This is a genomic window from Caldibacillus sp. 210928-DFI.2.18 (assembly GCF_020554505.1).
Lineage (GTDB): Bacteria > Bacillota > Bacilli > Bacillales > Caldibacillaceae > Caldifermentibacillus > Caldifermentibacillus hisashii.
In genome coordinates this window covers 1-22901 of record NZ_JAJCHL010000037.1, presented here as the reverse complement: position 1 = coordinate 22901, position 22901 = coordinate 1, and the positions used below count along the sequence as shown (strand labels likewise).

The 22901-nt window shown below is 38.4% G+C and carries 19 protein-coding genes and 1 riboswitch; of the genes, 9 read left to right on the top strand and 10 right to left on the bottom strand.

Going from position 1 to position 22901, the window contains the following annotated elements; genetic code table 11:
- The 3 genes from ahpC to LIZ98_RS09480 all read right to left on the bottom strand — a co-directional run bounded on the left by ahpC (nt 1) and on the right by LIZ98_RS09480 (nt 3373).
- Nucleotides 1-564, bottom strand: a complete 564-nt coding sequence (gene ahpC / locus LIZ98_RS09490) for an alkyl hydroperoxide reductase subunit C (protein WP_034773514.1) — start codon at nt 562-564, stop codon at nt 1-3.
- 482 nt (nt 565-1046) lie between these two features.
- A complete protein-coding gene (nspC, locus tag LIZ98_RS09485; protein WP_216408535.1) occupies nt 1047-2174 on the bottom strand; it encodes a carboxynorspermidine decarboxylase in 1128 nt (375 codons plus the stop codon).
- Nucleotides 2174-3373, bottom strand: a complete 1200-nt coding sequence (locus LIZ98_RS09480; RefSeq protein WP_227139520.1) for a saccharopine dehydrogenase family protein — start codon at nt 3371-3373, stop codon at nt 2174-2176. The genes nspC and LIZ98_RS09480 overlap by 1 nt, the downstream gene beginning before the upstream one ends.
- A 787-nt stretch (nt 3374-4160) precedes the next feature.
- On the opposite strand from LIZ98_RS09480, the gene LIZ98_RS09475 reads away from it, so the two are divergent.
- The gene (locus LIZ98_RS09475) at nt 4161-5645 is read left to right on the top strand and encodes a catalase (protein WP_034773507.1); all 1485 of its coding nucleotides are present in this window, start codon (nt 4161-4163) and stop codon (nt 5643-5645) included.
- Between the two features lie 170 nt (nt 5646-5815).
- On the opposite strand, the gene LIZ98_RS09470 is transcribed toward LIZ98_RS09475, so the two are convergent.
- Nucleotides 5816-6184, bottom strand: a complete 369-nt coding sequence (locus LIZ98_RS09470; RefSeq protein ID WP_041845886.1) for a DUF3899 domain-containing protein — start codon at nt 6182-6184, stop codon at nt 5816-5818.
- Between the two features lie 413 nt (nt 6185-6597).
- Between LIZ98_RS09470 and LIZ98_RS09465 the strand changes: the two genes are divergently transcribed.
- From LIZ98_RS09465 to LIZ98_RS09440, 6 genes are all read left to right on the top strand, one after another.
- Nucleotides 6598-8265, top strand: a complete 1668-nt coding sequence (locus LIZ98_RS09465; RefSeq protein ID WP_227139521.1) for a peptide ABC transporter substrate-binding protein — start codon at nt 6598-6600, stop codon at nt 8263-8265.
- A 149-nt stretch (nt 8266-8414) separates the two neighbouring features.
- The gene (gene opp3b, locus LIZ98_RS09460; RefSeq protein ID WP_041845888.1) at nt 8415-9344 is read left to right on the top strand and encodes an oligopeptide ABC transporter permease; all 930 of its coding nucleotides are present in this window, start codon (nt 8415-8417) and stop codon (nt 9342-9344) included.
- Between the two features lies 1 nt (nt 9345).
- Complete coding sequence (gene opp3C, locus LIZ98_RS09455; RefSeq protein WP_041847366.1) at nt 9346-10500, top strand: oligopeptide ABC transporter permease; 1155 nt, start codon at nt 9346-9348, stop codon at nt 10498-10500.
- Between the two features lie 19 nt (nt 10501-10519).
- Complete coding sequence (locus LIZ98_RS09450) at nt 10520-11569, top strand: ABC transporter ATP-binding protein (protein ID WP_041847365.1); 1050 nt, start codon at nt 10520-10522, stop codon at nt 11567-11569.
- Nucleotides 11569-12507, top strand: coding sequence for an ABC transporter ATP-binding protein (locus tag LIZ98_RS09445; RefSeq protein WP_108899165.1), 939 nt, complete (start codon nt 11569-11571; stop codon nt 12505-12507). The genes LIZ98_RS09450 and LIZ98_RS09445 overlap by 1 nt, the downstream gene beginning before the upstream one ends.
- Before the next feature lie 289 nt (nt 12508-12796).
- Complete coding sequence (locus tag LIZ98_RS09440) at nt 12797-13090, top strand: hypothetical protein (RefSeq protein WP_227139522.1); 294 nt, start codon at nt 12797-12799, stop codon at nt 13088-13090.
- A gap of 248 nt (nt 13091-13338) precedes the next feature.
- Here LIZ98_RS09440 and LIZ98_RS09435 read toward each other — a convergent pair whose 3' ends face one another.
- The 5 genes from LIZ98_RS09435 to LIZ98_RS09415 form a co-directional block, all read right to left on the bottom strand.
- On the bottom strand, nt 13339-14064 hold the full coding sequence (locus LIZ98_RS09435; protein ID WP_043988494.1) for an ECF transporter S component: 726 nt from the start codon (nt 14062-14064) through the stop codon (nt 13339-13341).
- The gene (locus tag LIZ98_RS09430) at nt 14037-15707 is read right to left on the bottom strand and encodes an ABC transporter ATP-binding protein (RefSeq protein WP_227139523.1); all 1671 of its coding nucleotides are present in this window, start codon (nt 15705-15707) and stop codon (nt 14037-14039) included. The genes LIZ98_RS09435 and LIZ98_RS09430 overlap by 28 nt, the downstream gene beginning before the upstream one ends.
- Complete coding sequence (locus LIZ98_RS09425; RefSeq protein WP_227139524.1) at nt 15686-16567, bottom strand: energy-coupling factor transporter transmembrane component T; 882 nt, start codon at nt 16565-16567, stop codon at nt 15686-15688. Before LIZ98_RS09425 ends, LIZ98_RS09430 begins: the two co-directional genes overlap by 22 nt.
- A 63-nt stretch (nt 16568-16630) precedes the next feature.
- Entirely contained in the window at nt 16631-17437 is an 807-nt protein-coding gene (locus tag LIZ98_RS09420) for a DUF4430 domain-containing protein (RefSeq protein ID WP_227139525.1), read from the bottom strand.
- A gap of 407 nt (nt 17438-17844) precedes the next feature.
- The gene (locus LIZ98_RS09415; RefSeq protein WP_227203028.1) at nt 17845-20241 is read right to left on the bottom strand and encodes a DUF4430 domain-containing protein; all 2397 of its coding nucleotides are present in this window, start codon (nt 20239-20241) and stop codon (nt 17845-17847) included.
- A gap of 127 nt (nt 20242-20368) precedes the next feature.
- Nucleotides 20369-20553, bottom strand: a riboswitch (cobalamin riboswitch).
- Nucleotides 20554-20846: 293 nt separating this feature from the next.
- On the opposite strand from LIZ98_RS09415, the gene LIZ98_RS09410 reads away from it, so the two are divergent.
- Nucleotides 20847-21338 (top strand): PaaI family thioesterase, encoded by a 492-nt coding sequence (locus LIZ98_RS09410; RefSeq protein ID WP_041845895.1) that lies wholly within the window; start codon nt 20847-20849, stop codon nt 21336-21338.
- 526 nt (nt 21339-21864) lie between these two features.
- Nucleotides 21865-22677 carry a zinc transporter ZupT gene (gene zupT / locus LIZ98_RS09400; RefSeq protein ID WP_095142644.1) on the top strand — a complete coding sequence of 271 codons (813 nt, stop codon included), beginning with the start codon at nt 21865-21867 and terminating at the stop codon, nt 22675-22677.
- On the opposite strand, the gene LIZ98_RS09395 is transcribed toward zupT, so the two are convergent.
- Nucleotides 22666-22901, bottom strand: a 236-nt coding sequence (locus LIZ98_RS09395; RefSeq protein ID WP_227203026.1) for a hypothetical protein, incomplete at its 5' end; no start/stop codon positions are given. The two genes, zupT and LIZ98_RS09395, sit on opposite strands and share 12 nt — an antisense overlap.

Genomic DNA, 22901 nt, shown 5'->3' with positions numbered 1-22901 from the left:
TTAAATTTTTCCGACAAGGTCAAGACTTGGTTTCAGCGTTTCTCCTGTTTCTTTCCATTTTGCCGGACAAACTTCACCTGGATGTGTGCGAACATATTGAGCTGCTTTAATTTTGTCAACTAGGCTGGCTGCATCACGTCCAATACCATCTGCATTAATTTCAACTGCTTGAATGACACCATCCGGATCGATAATGAATGTTCCACGATCCGCAAGACCTTCTTCTTCCCTTAGGACATCAAACATTTCGATAAGTTTATGGGAAGGGTCCCCAATCATCGTATATTCAATTTTACTAATGGCATCGGAATGGTCATGCCAAGCTTTATGGGTAAAATGTGTATCGGCTGAACAGGAATAAACTTCAACGCCAAGATCTTTGAAAGTCGCATAATGTTCTTGGAGGTCTTCGAGTTCAGTCGGGCAAACAAATGTAAAATCTGCCGGATAGAAACATAAAATGCTCCAATGTCCTTTGAAATCTTCTTCCGTTACTTCTACAAATTCGCCGTTTTTGTATGCTTGTAATTTAAATGGTAATACTTGCTTTCCTACTAATGACATAATAAATACCTCCTATGTATTATTGTAAATATTTTAGAATTCTGTAAAAATATGGGAAAATTTTGTGAAGCACATAACAAATTTCTTTTACAATAATTATTATATAATAGTAAATATATTTGTCAAACAAAAGGCCCGGGTAGTACAATTTCCCTGTATTATTAAGTTTGTACAAATTTGAGAAAAGTTATAACTTGAAAATTTCTCACCATAATTATTGTATAATAAAAAAATTATATTGTTAAATAACATGAATTAACATTACAATGACTGTTTTAAACAAAATTACCATACATATATAAGGATTGATGGCTGAAGGAAAATTATAGCCCGCGAATAAAGTGAAAACTTCAATCAGTAGAGATTCTCAGTGGCTGTTAGTAGGACAAATTTGCCTTACCGGAAGTTTGACGTTAAGCACATGAAAAAAGAGGCTTTCTAAAAGGAAGTGCCCCATTACTTCCGGAAAGCCTCTTGCAAATTTATGATAACCTCATCTTAAAATCTTCGTATCCGAATTGGCGGATGATTTCACAATCGCCGTCCTTTTTTTTAATGGCAATAGTCGGGAGCGGCATACCGTTAAAGGTGGTATTTTTCACCATTGTGTAGATGGCCATGTCACCGAAAATCAGGCGATCGCCGGGTTTTAATGGTTGATCAAACGAGTAATCACCAATGATGTCACCGGCAAGGCAAGTAGGTCCGCCAAGTCGGTACGTATATGGCTTTTCACCCGGCTCACCAGACTCGAACAAGGGTGGACGATAAGGCATTTCTAATACATCTGGCATGTGGCAAGTGGCCGATGTATCAAGAATGGCAATATCGATTCCGTTTTTGATTGTATCAAGGACAGTTGTTACTAAATACCCGGCGTTAAGTGCCACAGCTTCCCCCGGCTCAAGATAGACTTCCAAACCGTACGTATCTTGCATCCTCTTAATACATTTTTCAAGTAACGGGATATCATAATCTTCTCTTGTAATATGATGTCCACCGCCAAAGTTAATCCATTCCATTTGGGGCAACCACTGGCCAAAATTTTCTTCAACCGCATGTAATGTCGTTTCCAGATCATCAGCGTTTTGTTGGCAGAGGGTGTGAAAATGAAGCCCGGAAACACCTTCCAACAATTCAGGGCGAAACTGGTCGACTGTTACCCCTAAGCGGGATCCGGGTGAACATGGATCATAGATGGCATGCCCATCTTGTGTGGAACATTCCGGATTAATGCGCAACCCAACTTTTTTACCGGCCTTCAAAACTTTATCTTTAAACTTCTCCAGCTGTGAGAAAGAATTAAAAATAATATGATCGCAAATCAAAACAATTTCATCCATTTCATCATCACGGTAGGCCGGGGAAAAGACATGATTTTCTTTTCCCATTTCCTCATATCCGAGCCGGGCTTCATATAGGCCGCTTGCCGTTGTTCCGTTCAAGTACTTGGCGAGGAGCGGATACAATTTAAACATAGAGAATGCTTTTTGCGCCAAAACAATTTTAGCACCTGTCCGCTCCATTACCCCGTTTAAGATTTTTAAGTTGTTTTCCAAAAGCTTTTCATCAACGACATAACAAGGAGTTGGTAATTCTTCAAATCTCATCAGTCCACTAACTCCGGATCAAAACTTTCTTTCCACGGGAGTCCCCATTTGTTTAATGCATCCATGAACGGATCCGGATCTAATTCTTCTAAGTTCCAAACGCCCGGTTTTTTCCAATATCTGTTCAATACCATCATGGCACCTATCATGGCCGGTACCCCTGTGGTATAGGATACGGCTTGGGAACCGACTTCACGATAACATTCTTCATGGTCACAGACATTATATAAATAGTAGGTTTTTTCTTTTCCATCTTTTTTGCCGCGGAAAATACAGCCGATATTTGTTTTTCCTTTTGTCCTTGGTCCGAGAGATGCCGGATCCGGTAAAACGGCTTTTAAAAATTGAAGCGGCACTATTTGTTTTCCTTCAAATTCAATCGGCTCAATGGAAGTCATGCCGACATTTTCAAGCACTTTAAGATGAGTGAGGTAACTTTGTCCGAACGTCATAAAGAAGCGAATCCGTTTAAGTCCGGGTACGTTTTTGGCTAGTGATTCAAGCTCTTCGTGATACAGTAAATACATATCTTTTTCGCCGATTTCCGGGAAGTCATAAACCCGCTTAATTTCCATCGGTTTTGTTTCTACCCAGTTGCCGTTTTCCCAGTAACGCCCGTTAGCAGAAACTTCCCGAATATTAATTTCCGGGTTAAAGTTTGTTGCAAATGGATAACCGTGATCGCCGGCATTACAGTCAAGAATATCGATATACTCGATTTCATCAAAGTGGTGTTTCAAAGCATAGGCAGTAAAGACACTTGTTACACCCGGATCAAAGCCGCTTCCTAACAAGCCGGTAATTCCCGCTTCTTCAAACCGTTCACGATAAGCCCATTGCCAGCTATATTCAAATTTTGCCGTATCTTCCGGTTCATAGTTAGCTGTGTCCAAATAATGAGTTTTTGTTGCCAGACAAGCATCCATAATTGCTAAATCTTGATATGGAAGTGCTAAATTTACGACAATGTCCGGTTTAACTTGTTTAATTAAAGTAATGAGCTCGTCTACATTGTTAGCATCCACTTGGGCTGTCGTAATTTTTGTCTTCCCGCCGTCTAATTTTTCTTTTAACGCATCACATTTAGCTTTTGTCCGGCTGGCAATGCAAATTTCTTCAAATACATCACTGTTTTGAACCATTTTATGAATGGCAACAGATGCAACGCCACCTGCACCGATAACAAGCGCTTTTCCCATTTTCATTTCTCCTTACTGATTGGATTTTGTTTATAAAATAATAAAAAAGCAAGTGTAAACCGCGGCGCCGCGCACAACACTTGCTTAAAGATTAAAGTCAATATTAAAGAATCATCCAAATAAAAATACAATTAAGATTTACCATCTACTTCTCATAAGGCCGGTCGTTTGGAAGTTCTCTAATATTCAAAATTTCTTCATAAGATCAGAGTCTATATAGCAAATAATTACTTTTACCACTCTTATTGATCGTTTCACAAGTTGATGTGCACCTGCACCGGTTGTAAAGTAACCAACTTATAAAATTTGAGCTTTAAACTCAATCAATAAGGCAACCGAAGCTACCAATCGGCATTTGACCCGGCTGTCCGTGGCCTTAACTCCCCTATCAGGAAGTGGTCAAAAATTATCTGCTTGGAAAGACTCACTATTTTGAATATTAGCTTTCCAAAAATAATGCTCTTTCATATTATCAACATATCCGAAAAATATCAAGATAAAATTCATCCTTGTGAAATTATTATACAAAAAATAAGTGAAAGTAAAGTTAGGTTTATTATCAATAAAAATAAATAAATGAGAATAACGCGATTTTAATATTTTTTAGTGTAATCCCGCCTGATACTTGATCTAATAAGTATTATATCAAAATAAAGACCTAAATAATTGGTTAATTTTTTCGAAATAGGGGAGTTGCGATTTTTAAGTTATAATAATTGTAAAGTAAAAATAATTATGATATAGTATAGCTATTAATCAGTTTAAAAACTTTGGGGGTGTACATAGGATGAGTGAAAAGAAAAAACTGACAACAGCTTTCGGTGCTCCGGTGCCAAATGATCAGGATTCGAAAACGGCAGGTCCACGTGGCCCGCTTTTGATGGAGGATTATTGGTTTATTGAAAAATTAGCTCATTTTGACCGGGAAGTCATTCCGGAACGGCGGATGCACGCAAAAGGTTCGGGTGCATACGGAACTTTTACTGTAACAAATGATATTACGAAATATACAAAGGCAGCTCTTTTCTCTGAAGTTGGTAAGAAAACAGATATGTTTATTCGTTTTTCAACGGTAGCCGGAGAACGGGGGGCCGCAGATGCCGAGCGGGACATTCGCGGTTGTGCCATGAAATTTTATACAGAAGAAGGAAATTGGGATCTTGTTGGTAATAACACACCTGTATTCTTCATGAGAGATCCTAAACGTTTCCCTGACTTAAACCACGTAGTCAAACGTGACCCAAAAACAAACATGCATAGTGCGCAGGCAAACTGGGATTTCTGGAGTTCTCTACCTGAAGCTTTACACCAAGTGACGATTACCATGAGTGACCGTGGTATCCCGGCAAGCTACAGACATATGCATATGTTTGGCAGTCATACGTATTCGATGTTTAATGCAGATAATGAACGCATTTGGGTAAAATTCCACTTCAAAACACAACAAGGAATTAAATGCTTAACCGATCAAGAAGCACAAGAATTAATCGGCCGTGACCGTGACAGCCATCAAAGAGATTTATATGAAGCTATCGAACGTGGTGATTATCCGAGATGGACTATGTACATTCAAGTCATGACCGAAGAGGAAGCTCGCAATCTACCATATAACCCGTTTGATTTAACAAAAGTATGGTATCAAAAAGACTTCCCATTAATTGAAGTCGGTGTGGTTGAATTAAATCGCAACCCGGAAAACTATTTTGCCGAAGTAGAGCAAGCAGCATTTGCACCTACAAACATTGTGCCGGGTATTGGATTTTCCCCGGATAAAATGTTGCAAGGACGTCTATTCTCTTACGGGGATACCCAACGCTATCGATTAGGAGTAAATCATTGGCAAATTCCGGTAAATTATCCAAAAAATGCGAAAAACTTCCATCCCTATCATCGTGACGGTGCAATGAGAATTTTCAATGCGGCTGAAGGAGGATCCGTTTCTTATTATCCGAACAGCTACGGTGAGTGGGAAGATAGTCCGGAACATCAGGAACCGGCTCTAGATATTTTCGGTACTGCTGATTATCATAATTTTCGTGAAGATGATGACAATTATTATGAACAACCGGGTAAATTGTTCCGCCTCATGACACCGGAAGAGCAACAAAGATTATTTGAAAATACAGCCCGTAATATGCAAGGAACGACAAAAGAAGTTCAATTACGTCATATTACAAACTGCTACAAAGCGGATCCGGCTTATGGTGAAGGGGTGGCAAAAGCATTGGGCATCTCGATGAGTGAAGTAGAAGCTGCTGTAGCCGGAAAATAATCACTAGAATAATAGAATAGATATAATGAAAATGCCCGGTTTCCGATGTTTGTGGAAGCCGGGCATTTTTAGATCGATTATGGAAACTAACCTCTTTCAATAGTTTAATTAACTACTATCCCATTTAGTAGTCAGTTAAAAATATATTTATGGCTGAGTTGTCCCTAAAGTTATCGAACCATGTAATATATGATAAGTAGAACAATTAACCCTCCTACTAGCATATAGCATTGAAATTGTAATAATCGGTATAATCGGATATTGAACGATTCTGACGGAAGAGGTTTTTTCTTCCATTCCTCCAAATAATCTTTTCTTTTAAACATAATATGGTTATATCGCCTAAATCCAAAGACAAGCCCGTCAAAAAATCCACCCTTTACCGTGAACATGAACAAGACAGTTACCACATAAATCAACCCGACGTAAAACACGGTATTAATGAAACTGATTAGAGTATGTTCAGACCCAAAGAAAAAAACTACGAAAATAACTGCCATATTCACTAAAAATAAACCTGCTTGTCGTTTCTCTTTCATTGATTTCACCTATTTTAAGTAGTTGTTGTCATTATTCCATGTGTACAGATTAGTGAAAACTGCTTCCTACAAATCTTGTTAAACTATACTAATATTTTAAATCAACCTAGTTGTAATTTCTCTTTCATTGATTTCACCTATTTTAAATAGTCGCTGTCATTATACCACGTACAGATTAGTGAAAACTACTTCCTACAAATCTTGTTAAACAATACGATTATTTTATCTATACCAATTCAACCATAAAACACCTAATTTGGTAAATTACGAATAATCACGACAAACCTTATACTAATATTTAATTTTCTCTTTACAAAAATAATAATTAACTGTATACTTCGTAATATACCTTCATTACTAGGAACATCCAGTTCCAAAATTCAGAAGATTAAAATATAGGGGGGCTATCTTTTATGAAGAAGAAGTGGTCACTGCTACTGGCTGCTTTACTATTAGTAAGCACAGTTTTAGCGGCTTGTGGCGGTAAATCAGATGAAAGTTCAGAAAAAGGATCAGGAGACACTGATAAATCATCTGAACAAGTATTACGTTTAATGAATGGTGATCAGATTCCGACAATGGATTCTTCAATGGCAACTGACCAATATGCCTTTCAATTCTTAGGCGAATCAATGGAAGGTTTATATCGCTTAGGAAAGGACGGGAAAGTTGAAGATGGAATGGCAATCGATCATAAAGTATCCGATGATGGTTTAACTTGGACTTTTAAATTACGTGAAGATGCCAAATGGTCTAACGGTGACCCTGTAACAGCGCATGATTTCGTATATGCATGGCGCCGTGCAGTTGACCCGGCAACAGGTTCAGAATATGGTCCATATATGATGGGCGGCGTTATTAAAAACGCAACAGCCGTTAACAAAGGCGAAGTAGCTGTTGAAGAACTGGGTGTGCGGGCAGAAGATGACCATACTTTAGTCGTTGAATTAGAAAACCCTACACCTTATTTCGAATCACTGACAACTTTCGGAACCTTCCTGCCAATGAATCAAAAATTCGTTGAGTCACAAGGTGATAAATATGCAACAAGTACCGAAACTTTATTATTTAACGGACCATTTACTTTAGAAAAATGGACCAGTACTGCTAATAAATGGGAACTTGTAAAAAACGAAAATTATTGGGATAAAGATTCCGTTAAATTAGACAAAATTACTTTCGTTGTCGTAAAAGACCCGCAAGCCGGTGTCGATTTATATGAAAAAGGTGAAGTGGACCGTGCAGGTTTATCTTCAGATTTAGTTGACATGTATTCTTCCAATGACGATTTTATCACCATTCCGCAAGCTACCGTATTCTATTTAAAACTAAACCAAGTACGTAACGGTGAAAAAACACCATTGGCAAATGTCAATATTCGGAAAGCAATCATGATGGCAGTCGATAAAGAAGCCGGCGTTAATGAAATTCTCAATAACGGTTCATTCGCAGCCAACGGGTTAATACCAAAAGACTTTGTGGAAGTACCGAGTACTGGTAAAGATTTCCGTGAGCAAAACGGTGATTTAGCTGTCTATAATAAAGAAGAAGCGAAGAAATATTGGGAACAAGGTCTGAAAGAACTTGGTGTGACTAGTGTTTCATTAGAGTTCATGGGCGATGACGGTGAAAGTGCAAAAGTCTTTAATGAATATGTTGCCAATCAATTAAAAACAAACTTGCCGGGATTGGAAATTACGATTAAAAACGTTCCATTCGAACAAAGAATTGATGCTGATACAGCTCAAGACTATGATATCCAATTTGCCGGTTGGGGTCCGGACTACCTAGATCCATATACCTTCTTAAGTCTATGGATTACCGATGGCGGAAACAACAAAATGGGTTATTCAAATCCGGAATATGATAAACTGCTTCAAGATGTTCAAACAACATTAGCGAATGACCAAGACAAACGTTATGAAGCTATGTTACAAGCAGAAAAAATCTTGTTTGAAGATGCAGCAATTGTCCCTATGTATCAACGTTCATTGGCTTTATTAAGCTCACCAAAAGTCCATAACATTTTCTACAATAAATTTGGTGCTGACTATGAGTGGAAATGGACTTATATTGAATAAATAAAAAAATATATTTATTAATATATTGAACTAGCGTTAAAATTAGAGAGTGTATGCCAAAATGTTGGCGTGCGCTCTCTTTCCTCATGTAACTATAAATTTCATACAATAGAGAACATTTATTTTTTTACTTTTTAGGAGGTGGCAAAATGGCTCGCTATATTCTACGTCGTTTAGGATATATGATTGTAACACTATTTATTATTGCAACACTTTCATTTTTCCTCATGAAAATGTTACCTGGAAGTCCGTTGAATGCAGAAGATAAATTGAGTGAAGAACAAAAGGCAATCGTCTTAGAAAAATACGGGTTGAATGATCCGGTTCCGGTTCAATATGTTCGTTATTTGACCGGACTTGTCCAAGGGGACTTAGGAATTTCCTTTAAATTTGATAATACCCCGGTTACCCAAATATTATTGGATCGAATAGGGCCATCAGCACTTGTAGGTTTTCAAGCCATGGTGATTGGAACGATTTTAGGTATCGCATTAGGATTGATTGCTGCTGTTTTCCATAATGGTTTTCTGGATTATACCTCAACAATAATCGCTGTACTGGGTACTTCTATTCCTTCCTTTGTATTTGCCGGACTTCTTCAATATGTATTTGCAGTTGAACTAGGATGGTTTCCGGTAGCTCTCTGGGGTGAACCTGAACATACGATTTTACCGACAATTGCATTGGCAATTACACCATTAGCAACAGCAGCAAGGTTTATCAGAACTGAGATGGTTGAAGTATTAGGATCTAACTATATGCTTACTGCTAAAGCTAAAGGGATTGGTCAAGCCGGTCGGGTATGGAAACACGGATTTCGAAACGCACTTATCCCATTAATAACGGTTATCGGACCAATGGCTGTAAACATAATGACCGGATCTATGGTTATTGAGCAAATTTTTGCAATACCGGGTATTGGGGAGCAATTTGTTTCCTCAGTTCTGGTCAATGACTATCCGACAATTATGGGGACAACCCTTTTATATGCATTTGCCTTTATCGTTATTATTTTAATCGTTGACCTCCTTTACGGATTAATTGATCCAAGAATTCGAGTGACTGGAGGGAATAAATAATATGGAGAACAACAATTTAAACAATCTGCCGAAAGAATTATTTAAACCTCTGGTACGGAAAGAAGATACAAGTGAGACAATTTCTAAACCTAGTCGAACATTCGGGCAAGAGGCAAGAAGAACATTATTAAAAAATAAACCTGCGATCATCAGTCTCATTCTACTAATCATTATTATAATTATGAGTATCGTTGGTCCGCATATGTCTGAATACGGAAATGATGATCAAAATTTAAGTCGTGCAAAATTACCGCCGCATGCACCGGGTTTAGAAAAAATATCGTGGCTTGGATTTGACGGTACTTTAACCGATGATTTTAAAGGTTCTACTGTGGAAGAGGCAAAGAGGAAAGCAATTGCCCGTTTTGATAATCAAGAAAAATTTATAGATTTTAAAGTGAAAAGTAAAGGAAATGGCGAAAGAAATTCAGCCGAAGTAGAAGCTACTTATCACGTATATGATGCAAAAGGTATGGGAGATCAGTATTTCTGGTTAGGTACGGACCATTTAGGCCGTGACCAATGGACAAGACTTTGGTTAGGAACCCGGGTTTCTTTAATTATTGCCTTTGTTGCAGCTATTTTAGACCTTTTAATTGGTGTTACTTATGGTGGGATTTCCGGTTTCTTTGGCGGAAAAGTAGATAATTATATGCAACGGGTTATTGAAGTGCTTGTCGGTATTCCAAACCTAGTTATTATCTTATTAATGATGTTATTCATGCAACCGGGGATTATGTCAATTGTCATCGCCCTTGCAATAACCGGATGGACCGGTATGGCGCGGATTGTTCGCGGTGAAGTCATGAAGGTAAAGAATCAGGAGTTTGTATTAGCTGCAAGAACGTTAGGTACATCGAACGGTTCTATTATTAGAAAGCATTTATTGCCGAATATCAGTGGGATTATTATTGTTAACACGATGTTTTCGATTCCAAGTGCGGTATTTTTCGAAGCATTTTTAAGCTTTATCGGTTTAGGGATTGTTCCACCAAATGCATCGTTAGGTTCTTTAATCAATATCGGGTTCCAAAACTTACGGATCTACCCGCATTTATTGGTTTATCCGGCGATTTTAATTTCGCTCATCATGATCACATTTAATATTTTAGGTGATGGTCTTCGTGATGCGTTTGATCCGAAAATGCATAAATAATCAAGGTAGGTGTCTTTAAATGAGTAAACTATTGGAAGTGAAAGATTTAAGTGTTTCATTTAACACCTACAACGGTGAAGTACAAGCTGTTCGAGGTGTAAGTTTTGACCTGAATGAAGGAGAGACATTGGCTATCGTTGGAGAGTCCGGTTCGGGAAAATCGGTAACTTCTTCGACATTAATGGGGCTTCTTCCCAAACCGGCAGGGATTATTAAAAGCGGTCAAATCCTTTTTCAGGGAGAGGATTTAGTAAAAAAATCCGAAAAGGAAATGCAAAAAATCCGTGGAAAAGAAATATCGATGGTCTTCCAAGATCCGTTATCTTCATTAAACCCGACAATGAAAATCGGGAATCAAATTATTGAAGGTTTAATCAAACATCAAGGCATGAATCGTGCAGAAGCAAAGAAAAAGGCAATTGAACTTTTGGATCAAGTTGGCATTCCACATCCGGAAATTCGGGTAAATCAATACCCGCACCAATTTTCCGGTGGTATGCGGCAACGGGTTGTCATCGCCATCGCCCTTGCATGTAACCCAAAAATATTAATTGCCGATGAACCGACAACAGCGCTGGACGTAACGATTCAAGCCCAAATTCTCGAACTAATGAAGGAAATTCAACGAAATACAAAAACATCCATTATTTTTATTACCCATGACTTAGGGGTTGTGGCTAATGTAGCAGACCGGGTCGCGGTAATGTATGCCGGAAAAATTGTTGAAATCGGAACGGTCGACGATGTTTTCTATAACCCGAAACACCCATATACTTGGGGTTTACTTGGATCCATGCCGACATTGGATGCAGATGATGAAGAACTTTATACCATTCCGGGTACACCGCCGGATATGTTGAATCCACCAAAGGGTGATGCTTTTGCACCAAGGAACGAATTTGCCTTGGAAATCGATGCGGTGATGGAACCGCCGATGTTTAAAGTGTCGGATACACATTATGCGGCAACTTGGTTACTTCATAAAAATGCACCGAAAATTGAAATGCCTGAGTCCGTAAGACGGAGAATTGAAGGCTTTGCCAAAACCGGTAAGAAAGGGGGAGAATGATCGTGAACAAGACGGAAAAAATTCTCGAAGTCAAGCATTTGAAAAAATATTTCCCTGCCGGACGAAAAAAAATAATTAAAGCTGTTGATGATGTTTCTTTTGATATCTATAAAGGAGAAACATTCGGGTTAGTTGGAGAATCCGGTAGTGGTAAATCGACTACCGGTCAGACAATTATCCGACTTTACGATGCGACGGATGGAGAAGTATTATTCCACGGAGAAAATGTTCATGCGAAAAAGTCAAGAGTGGAAAAATTGAAATTTAACCGGAAAATGCAAATGATTTTCCAAGATCCATCCTCATCACTCAACCCCCGGATGACTGTATTGGATATTATTGCGGAAGGATTAGATGTCCATCACCTTGCAAAAAATGAAAAAGAACGGAAAGAAAGAGTGGAACAACTGTTAGAAGCGGTTGGTTTGAATAAAGAACATGCGACACGCTTTCCTCATGAATTCAGTGGCGGTCAACGGCAACGGATTGGCATTGCCCGTGCCCTTGCCGTAGAACCGGAATTAATTATTTGTGATGAACCGATTTCTGCTTTGGATGTATCGATTCAAGCACAAGTCGTAAATTTATTGAAAAAACTTCAAAAAGAACATGGATTAACGTATTTGTTCATTGCTCATGACCTCTCCATGGTTAAATACATTAGTGATCGGATTGGTGTTATGCATCTTGGACATATGGTAGAGTTAGCAGATAGTGATGAATTATATAAAAATCCGGTCCATCCATATACAAAATCATTACTGTCAGCGATACCGCTGCCGGATCCTGAATATGAACGGAGTCGTAAGCGAATAACCTATGATCCATCAATTCATGATACAAGTGAAGAACCAAAGTTCCGCGAAATTCGACCTCACCATTGGGTTCGTTGTACAAGCAAGGAATTTGAGCAATATAAAAAAGAATTGGGAGAATAAGAAAAGCAGACGGGTGGTGCTAGGAGCTAGGTTAAAATTTGTCTAAAGGCTGCTTACCAGTATTTTTACATGCAAATCCTTTTGTAAGAAAGGGAAGAGCACTCGAAGCTAAACTTGTCTGAAGGCTGTTCATCAGTATTTTATACATGCTAATATATCTACAAGAAAACTCGGCAACCGCCGAGTTTTTTTTCACAGAGTAACATCTTTGAAAAGGAAGTTTGTTCTTGATAAACTAAAGATACCTTTAGCAATACAGGTGATTGTCATATTTCGAGGAGGTAAATCTATGGGGGAAATCTTGGCGGTGCTAAAATATATAAAGGTTCAGCGTGAAGTCGATTACATTGGATTCCAACAAAAGTACATTGAAGAGGAACGATATATGTACTTATATAAAGATAAACTTGTGACCCAGTATCATGATTTCCCCTTAGAAACTATATTCGACCTTTCCTATAAACCCTTTGGAAGTGAAGGGGGCACTTTGTATTTGCATACAAACCATGGTGTTTATACGTATCATTTACATTCAGATCCCCAATTATTTATAGAAGCGTTTAAACGGCATCAAATGAAATGAAGGGGCTGTCCGCAAAGTCATTTTTTGACTTATGGATGTGCCCCTTTATGATTTAAAAGCTTGATCCAATGGATTTGGAAAGATACCCCATTGTTCTGACTCTGAGTAAAATACCACCAAAAAGGTAATGTACCTGTTCGTTCTATTGTCGTCTAAATCAAAAGCTACAAACCATCAAGGTGTCAGTATTTCGGTTAACCCCATTCGTGAAGTACAAGATGCCGGTAAGAGGGGGTCATTCGCTCATCTTATCCGTATGCTGTCAACAAACCATATTTCTTTTGAAATCTTTTTAAAATCTTTAGCCAGCTTTGCGAAAATACAAGTAAAAAGAAAACATTTGATAAAGCATGGGCCAAGTCAAAATAGAAACTAGCCGTATAAAACCCGATAAACTGTGCCCAATTAAAACTATTCATTAAGGTCAGTACAACCCAAAGATTCATAAACCATCCAAATAAAAAGCCGGTGATAAAGCCAAAAATCGAGCGTCCTACTGAACTTTTCATAACCCAAGTGTTTTTTAAAAGCCCGGCAGCAAAGCCAACCATTCCCCAGGCATACATTTGCCAAGGTGTCCAAGGTCCTTGGCCAAGAAAAATATTTGACACGATAGCAGCTAATGCACCTACAACAAAACCAGATTCTGCCCCAAAAACAGCGCCGGCCATAATGATAACAAAGGTAGTTGGCTGGACACTTGGAATGCTGGCAAAAGGTACTCTACTCACGGCAGCAATTGCCCCAAGAATAGCGATTAAAACGAGTTCCTTACTGGTAACCTTTTTATGTTCATACTTAATCATCAAAGGAAAAAAGGAACAAACCATAAATAGAATACTTGCCAACATATATTGTTCTTCAACCAATAATGGTACAAAGATGAGCAGGACTGCTAACAGGATTAGTAACCCGGCAATAAGCAAGTTTTTATATTTCTGTTTTTTTAGTTTTTGATTTTCTGAGAACCCCATTTTTCTTCAGCCTCCTCAACTGTTACCACCTCTGGAATGTTTCCGTCCCGTGTCATCCGATTAACTACCGTTGTATAAAAAGCATTACCTTTAAAAAAGTCTTTTGTAGAAGTAGTGACAGTAATTTCTCCTTGAAACATCATCGCACTGCGGTCAGAAAAACGTGCGGCAAATTCAATGTCATGCGTAACCATTACAATTGTTAAGCCGCGGCTTTGCATCGATTTAAGCCATTTGCCTAACGCAACTTTCATTTCCGGATCGAGTCCCTTCGTTGGTTCGTCGAGTAAGAGTATTTTCGGTTGTGGTAATAATACACACGCTAATGCACTTTTTTGCATTTCCCCGCCACTTACATCATACGGGTGACGATCAAGGATGGACTGAATTCCTAATAACTCTACCAAACAATTTATTTTCTCTTCATAATTTTCAAGATGAAATTGCTGTGCCGTTTCGATTAATTCTCCTCGGACGGTATCTTGTATAAAGAGGAGCTTCGGGTTTTGCGGTAAGTAGGCAATATCAGTGGAAATTGGTTTTGAATACTTTTTCCCGTTATAAATTAGCTTCCCTCGCTGGGGACTTTCAAGACCGGCCATCACCTTAAGTAATGTCGATTTTCCAGTCCCATTGGCACCAACAATTGTTAACCATTCCCCCTCATTAATAGTTAAAGATAAAGATTGTAATATTTTTTTGCCTGTTTTTTCATATTGAAAATAAATGTTTTTTACTTGCAGAATAGGGTTCTGTTTTTCATTATAATTTTCTTGTTTTTTGAAGGAGGTATCGAACTGGTGAGTCTTCAGTTGAGAAGCCCATTTCCTTCCTTCTTTGACGGTTAAAGGAATATCGACAATTTGTAAGTTATCTGCGTGTTCCAAATATAATAATGCCGTACTTGGCAAATAAGGAAATAATGGTCGGTACTGTTCTTGCCAAACTTTCGCAATCACATCCTTTGGTGGACCGGATATTTTTAACGAACCATGGTCGAAAACGAAAACCCGATCGGCTAAAGGAAAGACTTCTTCCAATCGGTGTTCGACAATAAGAACTGTTATTCCAAATTCATCATTCATTTGCTTTACCATATGAAGGAAATCCTTTGCGGCCACGGGATCGAGTTGGGCTGTTGGCTCATCAAGTAAAAGAATCCGCGGTTCCATTAGCAAAACGGAGGCAAGATTGACAATTTGTTTTTGCCCGCCGGATAAAAGATGAATCTTCTTATCAAGAAGGTGATTGATTCCGAAAAAATGGACCATTTCTGCAAGTTTTGTTCGCATGGTTTCCGTCGGCATGCCGATGTTTTCTAATCCAAAAATAAGTTCTTCAAATACCCGATCCATCACGATTTGATTTTCAGGGTCTTGAAACACCATTCCAATTTCTTTAGCGATTTTGACAGGTTCATATTCTGTCAATTTTTTTCCATTATAAAAAATCTCGCCGGATCGCTCTCCGTAGGGGGCAATTTCTTGTTTTACCATTCGGAGCAAAGTTGATTTACCACTTCCGGAAGGCCCACAAATGACAATAAACTCTCCGGGTTCAACAGAAAATGAAACTTGATTGAGGGCTGGTAGCAATTGATCCGGGTATGTAAAACTTACATTTACCGTTTCCAATATTGCCATTGTATAGCCTCCTTTCCTTCCACAATTAGTGGAAATCCAATGATGAGAACATAAATCGTGAAAAATACCCATTCACGCCCATATATAATGGTTGGTTCTAAAAGTGGTGTTAGGGTAAGGACGCCATCACCCAACCACCAGCCAAATATGCCGGTGCCTGTTAAACCTGCCAGGATGAGTATCATGAAACCATCATTCATATGTAGTCTATAGGGGGTATATTTCGTTCTTTTTTGTAATCCATAAGCTCTTGCTGACATCGAGTCAGCTGTTTGAATACCATCTTCCAGTGACCAGGTGAGTAACACTTGAACAAGCAATAAACCATGTTTGACTCTTTGTTTAAGAGGGCCGGAAGCGACGGACAAACCCTTTCCTTTTTGTACAGTTGTGATTTCCATCAGTCTTCTATTTAGCAAGGGAACAAATCGAACGGAAAGCATGGCTAACAAAGACCATTTTGGCATCCACTTGGAAAATAAAAATAAAAATTTATCCGAAGTCATGCAATAGTTAAAAGTAATCGTTAGAGTAAGAATGACGATTAGGGTCAAGGCATTTAGCAATCCTTGGACCAATGCTTCTAATGTAATTGCACTGTTAAATAGATAGAACAAAATATGACTGCCGCGATGATTCGTCAAGGGTGTTAAAATAAGGAATAACAAGGATAAAACAATCATCATGGATACCCATTTTTTTAGCATTTTTCCCTGATCTAAGACAAAGTTAAAAATCACAAGAAGAAGGCATGCAAAGGTCAAAAAAAATGGATGCTGATAGAGCATAATCATGGCAATGGCTAAAACGTAATAGAGAAATATGACAAAAGGATGGAGAGAGCGGAATCCGTTATCCATCAGCTTTGCCCCCTCCAACTGTCTGTCTTTTACTGATCATCATTATTTATCACCTGTAAATTTTTAGTATGTGGTATCTTTCGTGTAGTCTAATGTATAGATCCATTCAATCTTATCACCATTTTTTATTGACTCAATCCCCGCGCTATTATCTATTAATACATCATTTACTTCGATTAACCAGCCGCTTAGTGGGCCATAGTCAAATTCATATATGTTGTTAATTCCCTCGACATAAGCAGTTGCGCCCGATCCTCTGACACTAATCTGTATCTTTTTGTCTTTTAAAATTTTTAATGTGGCATCGAGTGCGGTATATCCCGATTCAATTTCTACCTCTGTCGGGGAAAGAAAGACCGTTGGAATCGGTGCATTTATTGGTCCCTGGTAACCATCCACCGATACGGTAACGGTATCCTTCTTCGGCTTTGGCGCTGGTGCGGGTGCGGAAGTTTGTCCTCCTCCGTTCACTGGCTGCCCGGATTCAGTTTTCGGTGCTGGTGTTGTACTTTTATTTTCAACGGATTTAGAAGTTTGGGTATTCGATTTATTTGCTGTGTTGGTATTTGTATTTTCTTGCTTATTGCCTGTATTCTCAGTTGCTTTATCTGTGTTTGGATTTGATTGTTTGTTTTCTGTATTAGCTTTTGTCTCATTTTCCTTTGGACTGTTTTCTGAATTTCCCTCTTCTGTTGAACCGTTTTCCTTATTTCCTTTCATTTCATGTTCTTCTTTAGAAGGTTTTTCGAGTGTTGTTTTCTCGGAAAGCGTTTCATTTTCAGGTAATGCACTGTCTTTTTGACAACCGACTGCAAACAATAAAATGAAGGCGGATAAAAGGATAAATAGTGCTTTTTTGCAAAGTTTCAATGATTCTCCCTCCTTGAATGGTTGAATAGGATTCCCTTCACGGCTTTATTAGTTGCAAAACCATGATTCTCTACTTAAGTGGTTGTACAGGAGGGCTCCCGCTTCTCACGATAGCCCTCCTTTATTAAGAACCACTTACTGGATAAATTCGATTTTGAAGTAGGGCCTCCAAAGAATTTTCGTGTCCAGTATCCTTATCTTTGCGGCATGTCCAGTTTACTGATAGAGCATGATGTCCACGGATTCTAAGATAATTGAACCCCTACGAAATGCTGATACATGTTTAAAGTCCTTGATAAACAATTTTGGTAACCCAAATTGAAATGTTGACACATATTGAAACTACTTGATAACATAAGTGCTCAACAAATTTGCAAACCAAATCGAAATGCTTATACATGTAAAAATTACTTGCTAATAGCCTTTTTCCTATGCTGATAAATAGTAACCATGACCGCAAGTGTAACGAGTATAATCCCAATGAATAGAAAGAGATACGTGTTCGTTGCAGTTTCTGGCAATGTCTTTTCTGAGTTGTTTTGCTCCTTACCGTTTAGATTTGTGGCAGCACCTTTTGTTGTTTCGATTTTGCTCACCTGTTGATCTTGTTCTTTACTTATTTCGACCGGATTTTTTATTGGAACCGGTTCGAGGTCGCCAACGAGATGGAATACAGAACCTTGATTATTTTTATATTTCTGATATGCAGCGAGAGCCAAAGTTGCCTGAGAGCTAGCGATTGGGTTGGATTCACGTTCTGATAGAAGATGAGTAAATCCGCCATCAGCATTTTTGTAGTCCAATAATCGTTTGACTAGGTTCCCTTCTGCTTTTGTAAAATCACTACCTGTCGGATCAATTCCTGCTGCTGATAAACCGATAATGACAGATGCGATCGATTCACTTGCTTCTCCTCCAGCAAAAGTATCATAAAATCCGCTTGAGTTCGTTTGATTACTGGAAAGCCAGTCTACAGCTTTCTCAATGGCTGCTTGAACATTTTCATTTTCTGAATAGGGAGCAAGAGCAGCAATCGCTATCCCGGTTAAATCTGCACTGGGCGTTTCTCCTGCTAAAGACCATGCCCCGTTATTAAGTTGAGTTTTTACAATATAGTCAACTATCTTTTCTCTTGTCCAGTCAGCCTTTTCATTAACAGGATAGCCACCACTATCTAAAGCAAGCAGGGCATAGATTGGCCCGTTATTTCCTTGATTCGTCATATTTTTATGATTAACCAACTGTTCAATTAAGTTATAGCCGGCAATCTTTGTCGCATCTTTGCCAGCAGCAGTTAAAGAGATAATAGTACGCTCTAAATCAGTTACTTTACGAAACTCAGCTTTATTGGCAGTAACCTGGTTTATTAACTGATCAATATAATCACTTGGAATCGTTACCCCTAAAGCATTAAATGCAACGGTACTATACAAATCATTAACACGATGGTCAAGCAAGTATTGACGGCTACTATTTAAAGCCGTTGCAAATTCTTCAGGTGAAATCGTTTCAGGATTTGTTGGTTCGGGTACTTCAGGCTGATTTGGTTCTTTACCGGGTACTTCACCTTTTAAAAAGTTTTGATAATAGGTTAATGCGAAAAATGCTTGATTCGTTGCCATGCTATTTGAATCATCTGTCAATAAATGGGCAAATCCATTGTCATCCTTTTGAAAATGAAGAAGCCGCTGAACTAAATTCAACTCAGATTTTGTAAATTGATTACCGGTTGGATCAATGTTATTGGCACATAACCCGGCAATTACTTGGGCAATCGATTCGCTTGATTCTCCACCGTTAAAAGTATCGTAGTATCCGGCAGTGTCTGTTTGAGTCGCTGAGAGCCAGGCTACAGCTTTTTCAATGGCTGCTTTTACGTTTTCCTGATTTGAATAAGGAGCCAGAGCCGTCAGTGTCATTGCCGTTATATCCACGCTTGGAGTCGGGCCGTATAGGGACCATGCGCCATTGTCTAATTGAGCACCTATTATATGGTTAATTAATTTTTCCCTCGTCCATTCGGCATTTGGATTTTGAATAGTATAATTACCACTATCAAGTGCCCATAAGGCGAAAATCGGCCCATTATTTCCCTGATTAATCATTCGTTCGTGTGTAACTAAAAGGTCGATTAAATTGATGCCTTCAATATTTGTTGCATCTTTACCGGCAGCAGTTAATAAAATAATTGTGTTCTCCAAATCGGTTACTTTCCGAAACTCACCGTTATTGGCCACAACTTCATTAATTTTTGAATCAATTATGGATTGTGGAATATCTTTATTTAAAATGCTTAATGTAAGGACTCCATACCAATCAAGAGAATTATTACTAAGCAAATGAGCAGCTGTTTTTTCAATAATTGATGAGAGCTCTTCTGGTTGTACAGTAGGGTTCTTTGTCCAATCAATTACTCGAAATAACAACTGGTCACCCGGATTTACTTTGGTATCCATTACACCGGTATTTGAAGCGATTCCATTTACAAAAAATCCCCAATATTTGTTTCCTTCAGCAACAACACCCTTTATTGCTTTTAAATAAGGGCCATAATCGGAGTCTTCAAAGGTGACATCGGTTGCAGCCTTTTTTAGCACATCACCAGCCGTATCCCCATCGGAAAAATCAACGACTGAGCGCTCGATCAAAAAGCTGCCATCTTCTTTCATAACGGAAACATTGACCTTATTTTCAGGTGTATCTGCTAAAACGTGGTGTAAAGAAGAGATACTACTTTGGGTAATCAGTAAAATTAATGCGATAAAAACGAAAATTCTTTTTCCCACTCTGTTTGCGAAATTCACTAATCATTCCTCCTTTTGTTGTTTTTTGCCATAAAAAAACATCTCATGGAGGAGATGTATTTGTGCATGAAGTTATATTAAACTACTTTTTCAATGCAACAGACACACCCCCTATATCCACGTAGGGTTATGGCGTTTGAAACAGGCAGGTCTCCTGGCTTATGTTCATCATTCTCTACACCTTCCCGTTATGAAAACAGTGGTATCCGATAGAGAACTCCCAATTACAGTGGCGGGACCGCGTCGGATTTGCACCGAACTTCCCTTTTAAGACTCATATTTAAATGAGCCACCTATTTCTTATATGAAATTATCATTTTAACTAAATCATAGTTTCTGACAGTGGTTTTGTCAATGATTTCCCTGTGAAAACGGTGTTATTCCAAAAGAAAAAGATTTGAATAAACTTACTTTCAAGAGAATATAAAATGAGTCTTGAAAAAGAGATTATACATCTTTTTCAACCAAAATTTTTATGGAATGGGAAAACAAGTAATTGTAATATGGTAAACAGCCAATTTTCCCGAATCCCTTGAAAAATTTTAACTATGAATATATTATTCTTAATCGTTTATCGTATAATGTTATAGAAGGAGGGATTTCATATGGAAGAATTGGTCGAACAGGCAGTTCAAGATTATTATGGGGAAGAAATTGCATGGTGCTACGGGTGTGGCAGACTAAATGAAAAAGGTCACCATTTTCGGACAGGTTGGTTAACACCCGAAGAGAAAACAGTCACCTATTATCAACCAAAACCGGAACATACAGCCATCCCGGGTTTTGTTTACGGAGGTTTACTTGCTTCTTTTGTTGATTGCCATAGTACAGGGTCTGCATCATTAGCATTACATTATAAAAATGGACATGAACTCGGTGACGGTACCGAACCACCAAGATTTGTAACAGGTTCATTGCATGTTGACTTTTTACAGCCGACCCCACAAAACGTGATATTAAAGGCTATTGGAATGGTAGAGGAAATTCATCCAAAAAAATGGAAAGTTTTAACAGAGGTATATGCTGGGGATATTCCTTGTGCCAAAGGAGAAGTAGTTGCGGTCATTATGCCGGCAACATTTTTAAAAAACAAATGACAGCGCTCCCAAACCAACATAAATTTTCCATTGAATTTTACGGGAGAATAGTATATTATCAAAATGTAAGCTGCATTGTTCGTATAAATAATTAAGTTTTTCACCTAAGTATTTATAGGGAGTTTAAGAGAATATAGTGTGAATGACATATCTCTGTCTATATGACTTGGAGGGCAAGCAGGATCACTATTGCAAACACCCACTTGTCTGAGAGTGGTGGTTTTAAAACTTCATTATAAAGCTACGGCAAATGTGGCTTTTCATTAAACAAAAGAAACCAGTCTTGCATAGGCTGGTTTTTTTGTCATAAAATAATTCATATGATCCTATCAATTTTTCACTACTAAATGTTTATATTAGGAAAAATTCTTGCCTCGATACTTAAAGTGAAAAGTCCCTCCAACTTATCTTTCTCGTTGACTCAAACTTTTTAGATGGGAATATAAGATGAGTCATTAAGGGGAAATTTTGTATTTCTTAAACAATAGTAGCATATTATTTTTGTGAATTGAGGTGAGAAACCAGGATGGATATAAATGTATTATTCGCCTTTAGTCTGACATTATTGGCCGGTTTGGCGACCGGAATCGGAAGTGTCTTAGCATTTTTTACTTCAACCACAAATACAAAATTTCTTTCGTTAGCATTAGGGTTTTCCGCGGGTGTGATGATTTATGTTTCTATGATTGAAATTTTTGTAAAGGCACAAAACGCACTGGTCTCAGAACTTGGTAGCCCTGCAGGAAATTGGATTACCGTTATTAGTTTCTTTGCCGGTATGTTATTGATTGCATTAATTGATAAATTTATTCCAAAACAGAATAATCCACATGAGTTAAGGAAAGTGGAAGATATGAAGGACAGACCGGGCTTAACTTCGGACGATCCGGGTTTAATGAAAATGGGGATTTTCTCAGCCTTGGCTATAGGGATTCATAATTTTCCAGAGGGGATTGCCACTTTTGCCTCAGCTCTGCAAGATCCGACATTAGGTATTTCAATTGCGGTTGCCATTGCTATTCACAATGTACCAGAGGGCATCGCTGTATCGGTTCCGGTATATTATGCAACAGGGAGTAAAAGGAGGGCGTTCAAGTTATCTTTTTTATCCGGTTTATCCGAACCACTCGGTGCTCTAGTTGCATATTTAGTTTTACTGCCTTATTTAACAGATTTAGTGTTCGGTATTATTTTTGCTGCCGTGGCGGGGATAATGGTGTTTATTTCATTAGATGAGTTGTTACCCGCTGCCAAAAAATATGATGAAGCACATAAATCCATATACGGCCTGATTGCCGGTATGGCGGTCATGGCGGTTAGCTTGCTCTTATTTATGTAGTATGTGAGATTTTATATGAGCAAGTTTTCGGTTTATCGAGGCAAGATTTAGCATCTCGTCTTGGCGTCTCGTCGCCAAAAAAACCAGATTTTCGCCCAAAAAAGGTGACGAGAAGAGGTCTCGTCGCCAAAAAATGGAGTTTTCCAGCTCAAAATGACGACGAGAAAGAGTCTCGTCGCCAAAAATGAGCATTTTCCGGCTCAAAAAGGTGACGAGAAGAGGTC

Coding starts and splice junctions, on each gene's coding strand:
- LIZ98_RS09480 (WP_227139520.1), bottom strand. CDS start 3,373: ATGGGAAAAGCGCTTGTTATCGGTGCAGGTGGCGTTGCATCTGTTGCC.
- zupT (WP_095142644.1), top strand. CDS start 21,865: ATGGATATAAATGTATTATTCGCCTTTAGTCTGACATTATTGGCCGGT.
- LIZ98_RS09440 (WP_227139522.1), top strand. CDS start 12,797: ATGGGGGAAATCTTGGCGGTGCTAAAATATATAAAGGTTCAGCGTGAA.
- LIZ98_RS09430 (WP_227139523.1), bottom strand. CDS start 15,707: ATGGCAATATTGGAAACGGTAAATGTAAGTTTTACATACCCGGATCAA.
- opp3b (WP_041845888.1), top strand. CDS start 8,415: ATGGCTCGCTATATTCTACGTCGTTTAGGATATATGATTGTAACACTA.
- ahpC (WP_034773514.1), bottom strand. CDS start 564: ATGTCATTAGTAGGAAAGCAAGTATTACCATTTAAATTACAAGCATAC.
- LIZ98_RS09475 (WP_034773507.1), top strand. CDS start 4,161: ATGAGTGAAAAGAAAAAACTGACAACAGCTTTCGGTGCTCCGGTGCCA.
- opp3C (WP_041847366.1), top strand. CDS start 9,346: ATGGAGAACAACAATTTAAACAATCTGCCGAAAGAATTATTTAAACCT.
- LIZ98_RS09435 (WP_043988494.1), bottom strand. CDS start 14,064: ATGGGGTTCTCAGAAAATCAAAAACTAAAAAAACAGAAATATAAAAAC.
- LIZ98_RS09450 (WP_041847365.1), top strand. CDS start 10,520: ATGAGTAAACTATTGGAAGTGAAAGATTTAAGTGTTTCATTTAACACC.
- nspC (WP_216408535.1), bottom strand. CDS start 2,174: ATGAGATTTGAAGAATTACCAACTCCTTGTTATGTCGTTGATGAAAAG.
- LIZ98_RS09465 (WP_227139521.1), top strand. CDS start 6,598: ATGAAGAAGAAGTGGTCACTGCTACTGGCTGCTTTACTATTAGTAAGC.
- LIZ98_RS09425 (WP_227139524.1), bottom strand. CDS start 16,567: ATGGATAACGGATTCCGCTCTCTCCATCCTTTTGTCATATTTCTCTAT.
- LIZ98_RS09410 (WP_041845895.1), top strand. CDS start 20,847: ATGGAAGAATTGGTCGAACAGGCAGTTCAAGATTATTATGGGGAAGAA.
- LIZ98_RS09470 (WP_041845886.1), bottom strand. CDS start 6,184: ATGAAAGAGAAACGACAAGCAGGTTTATTTTTAGTGAATATGGCAGTT.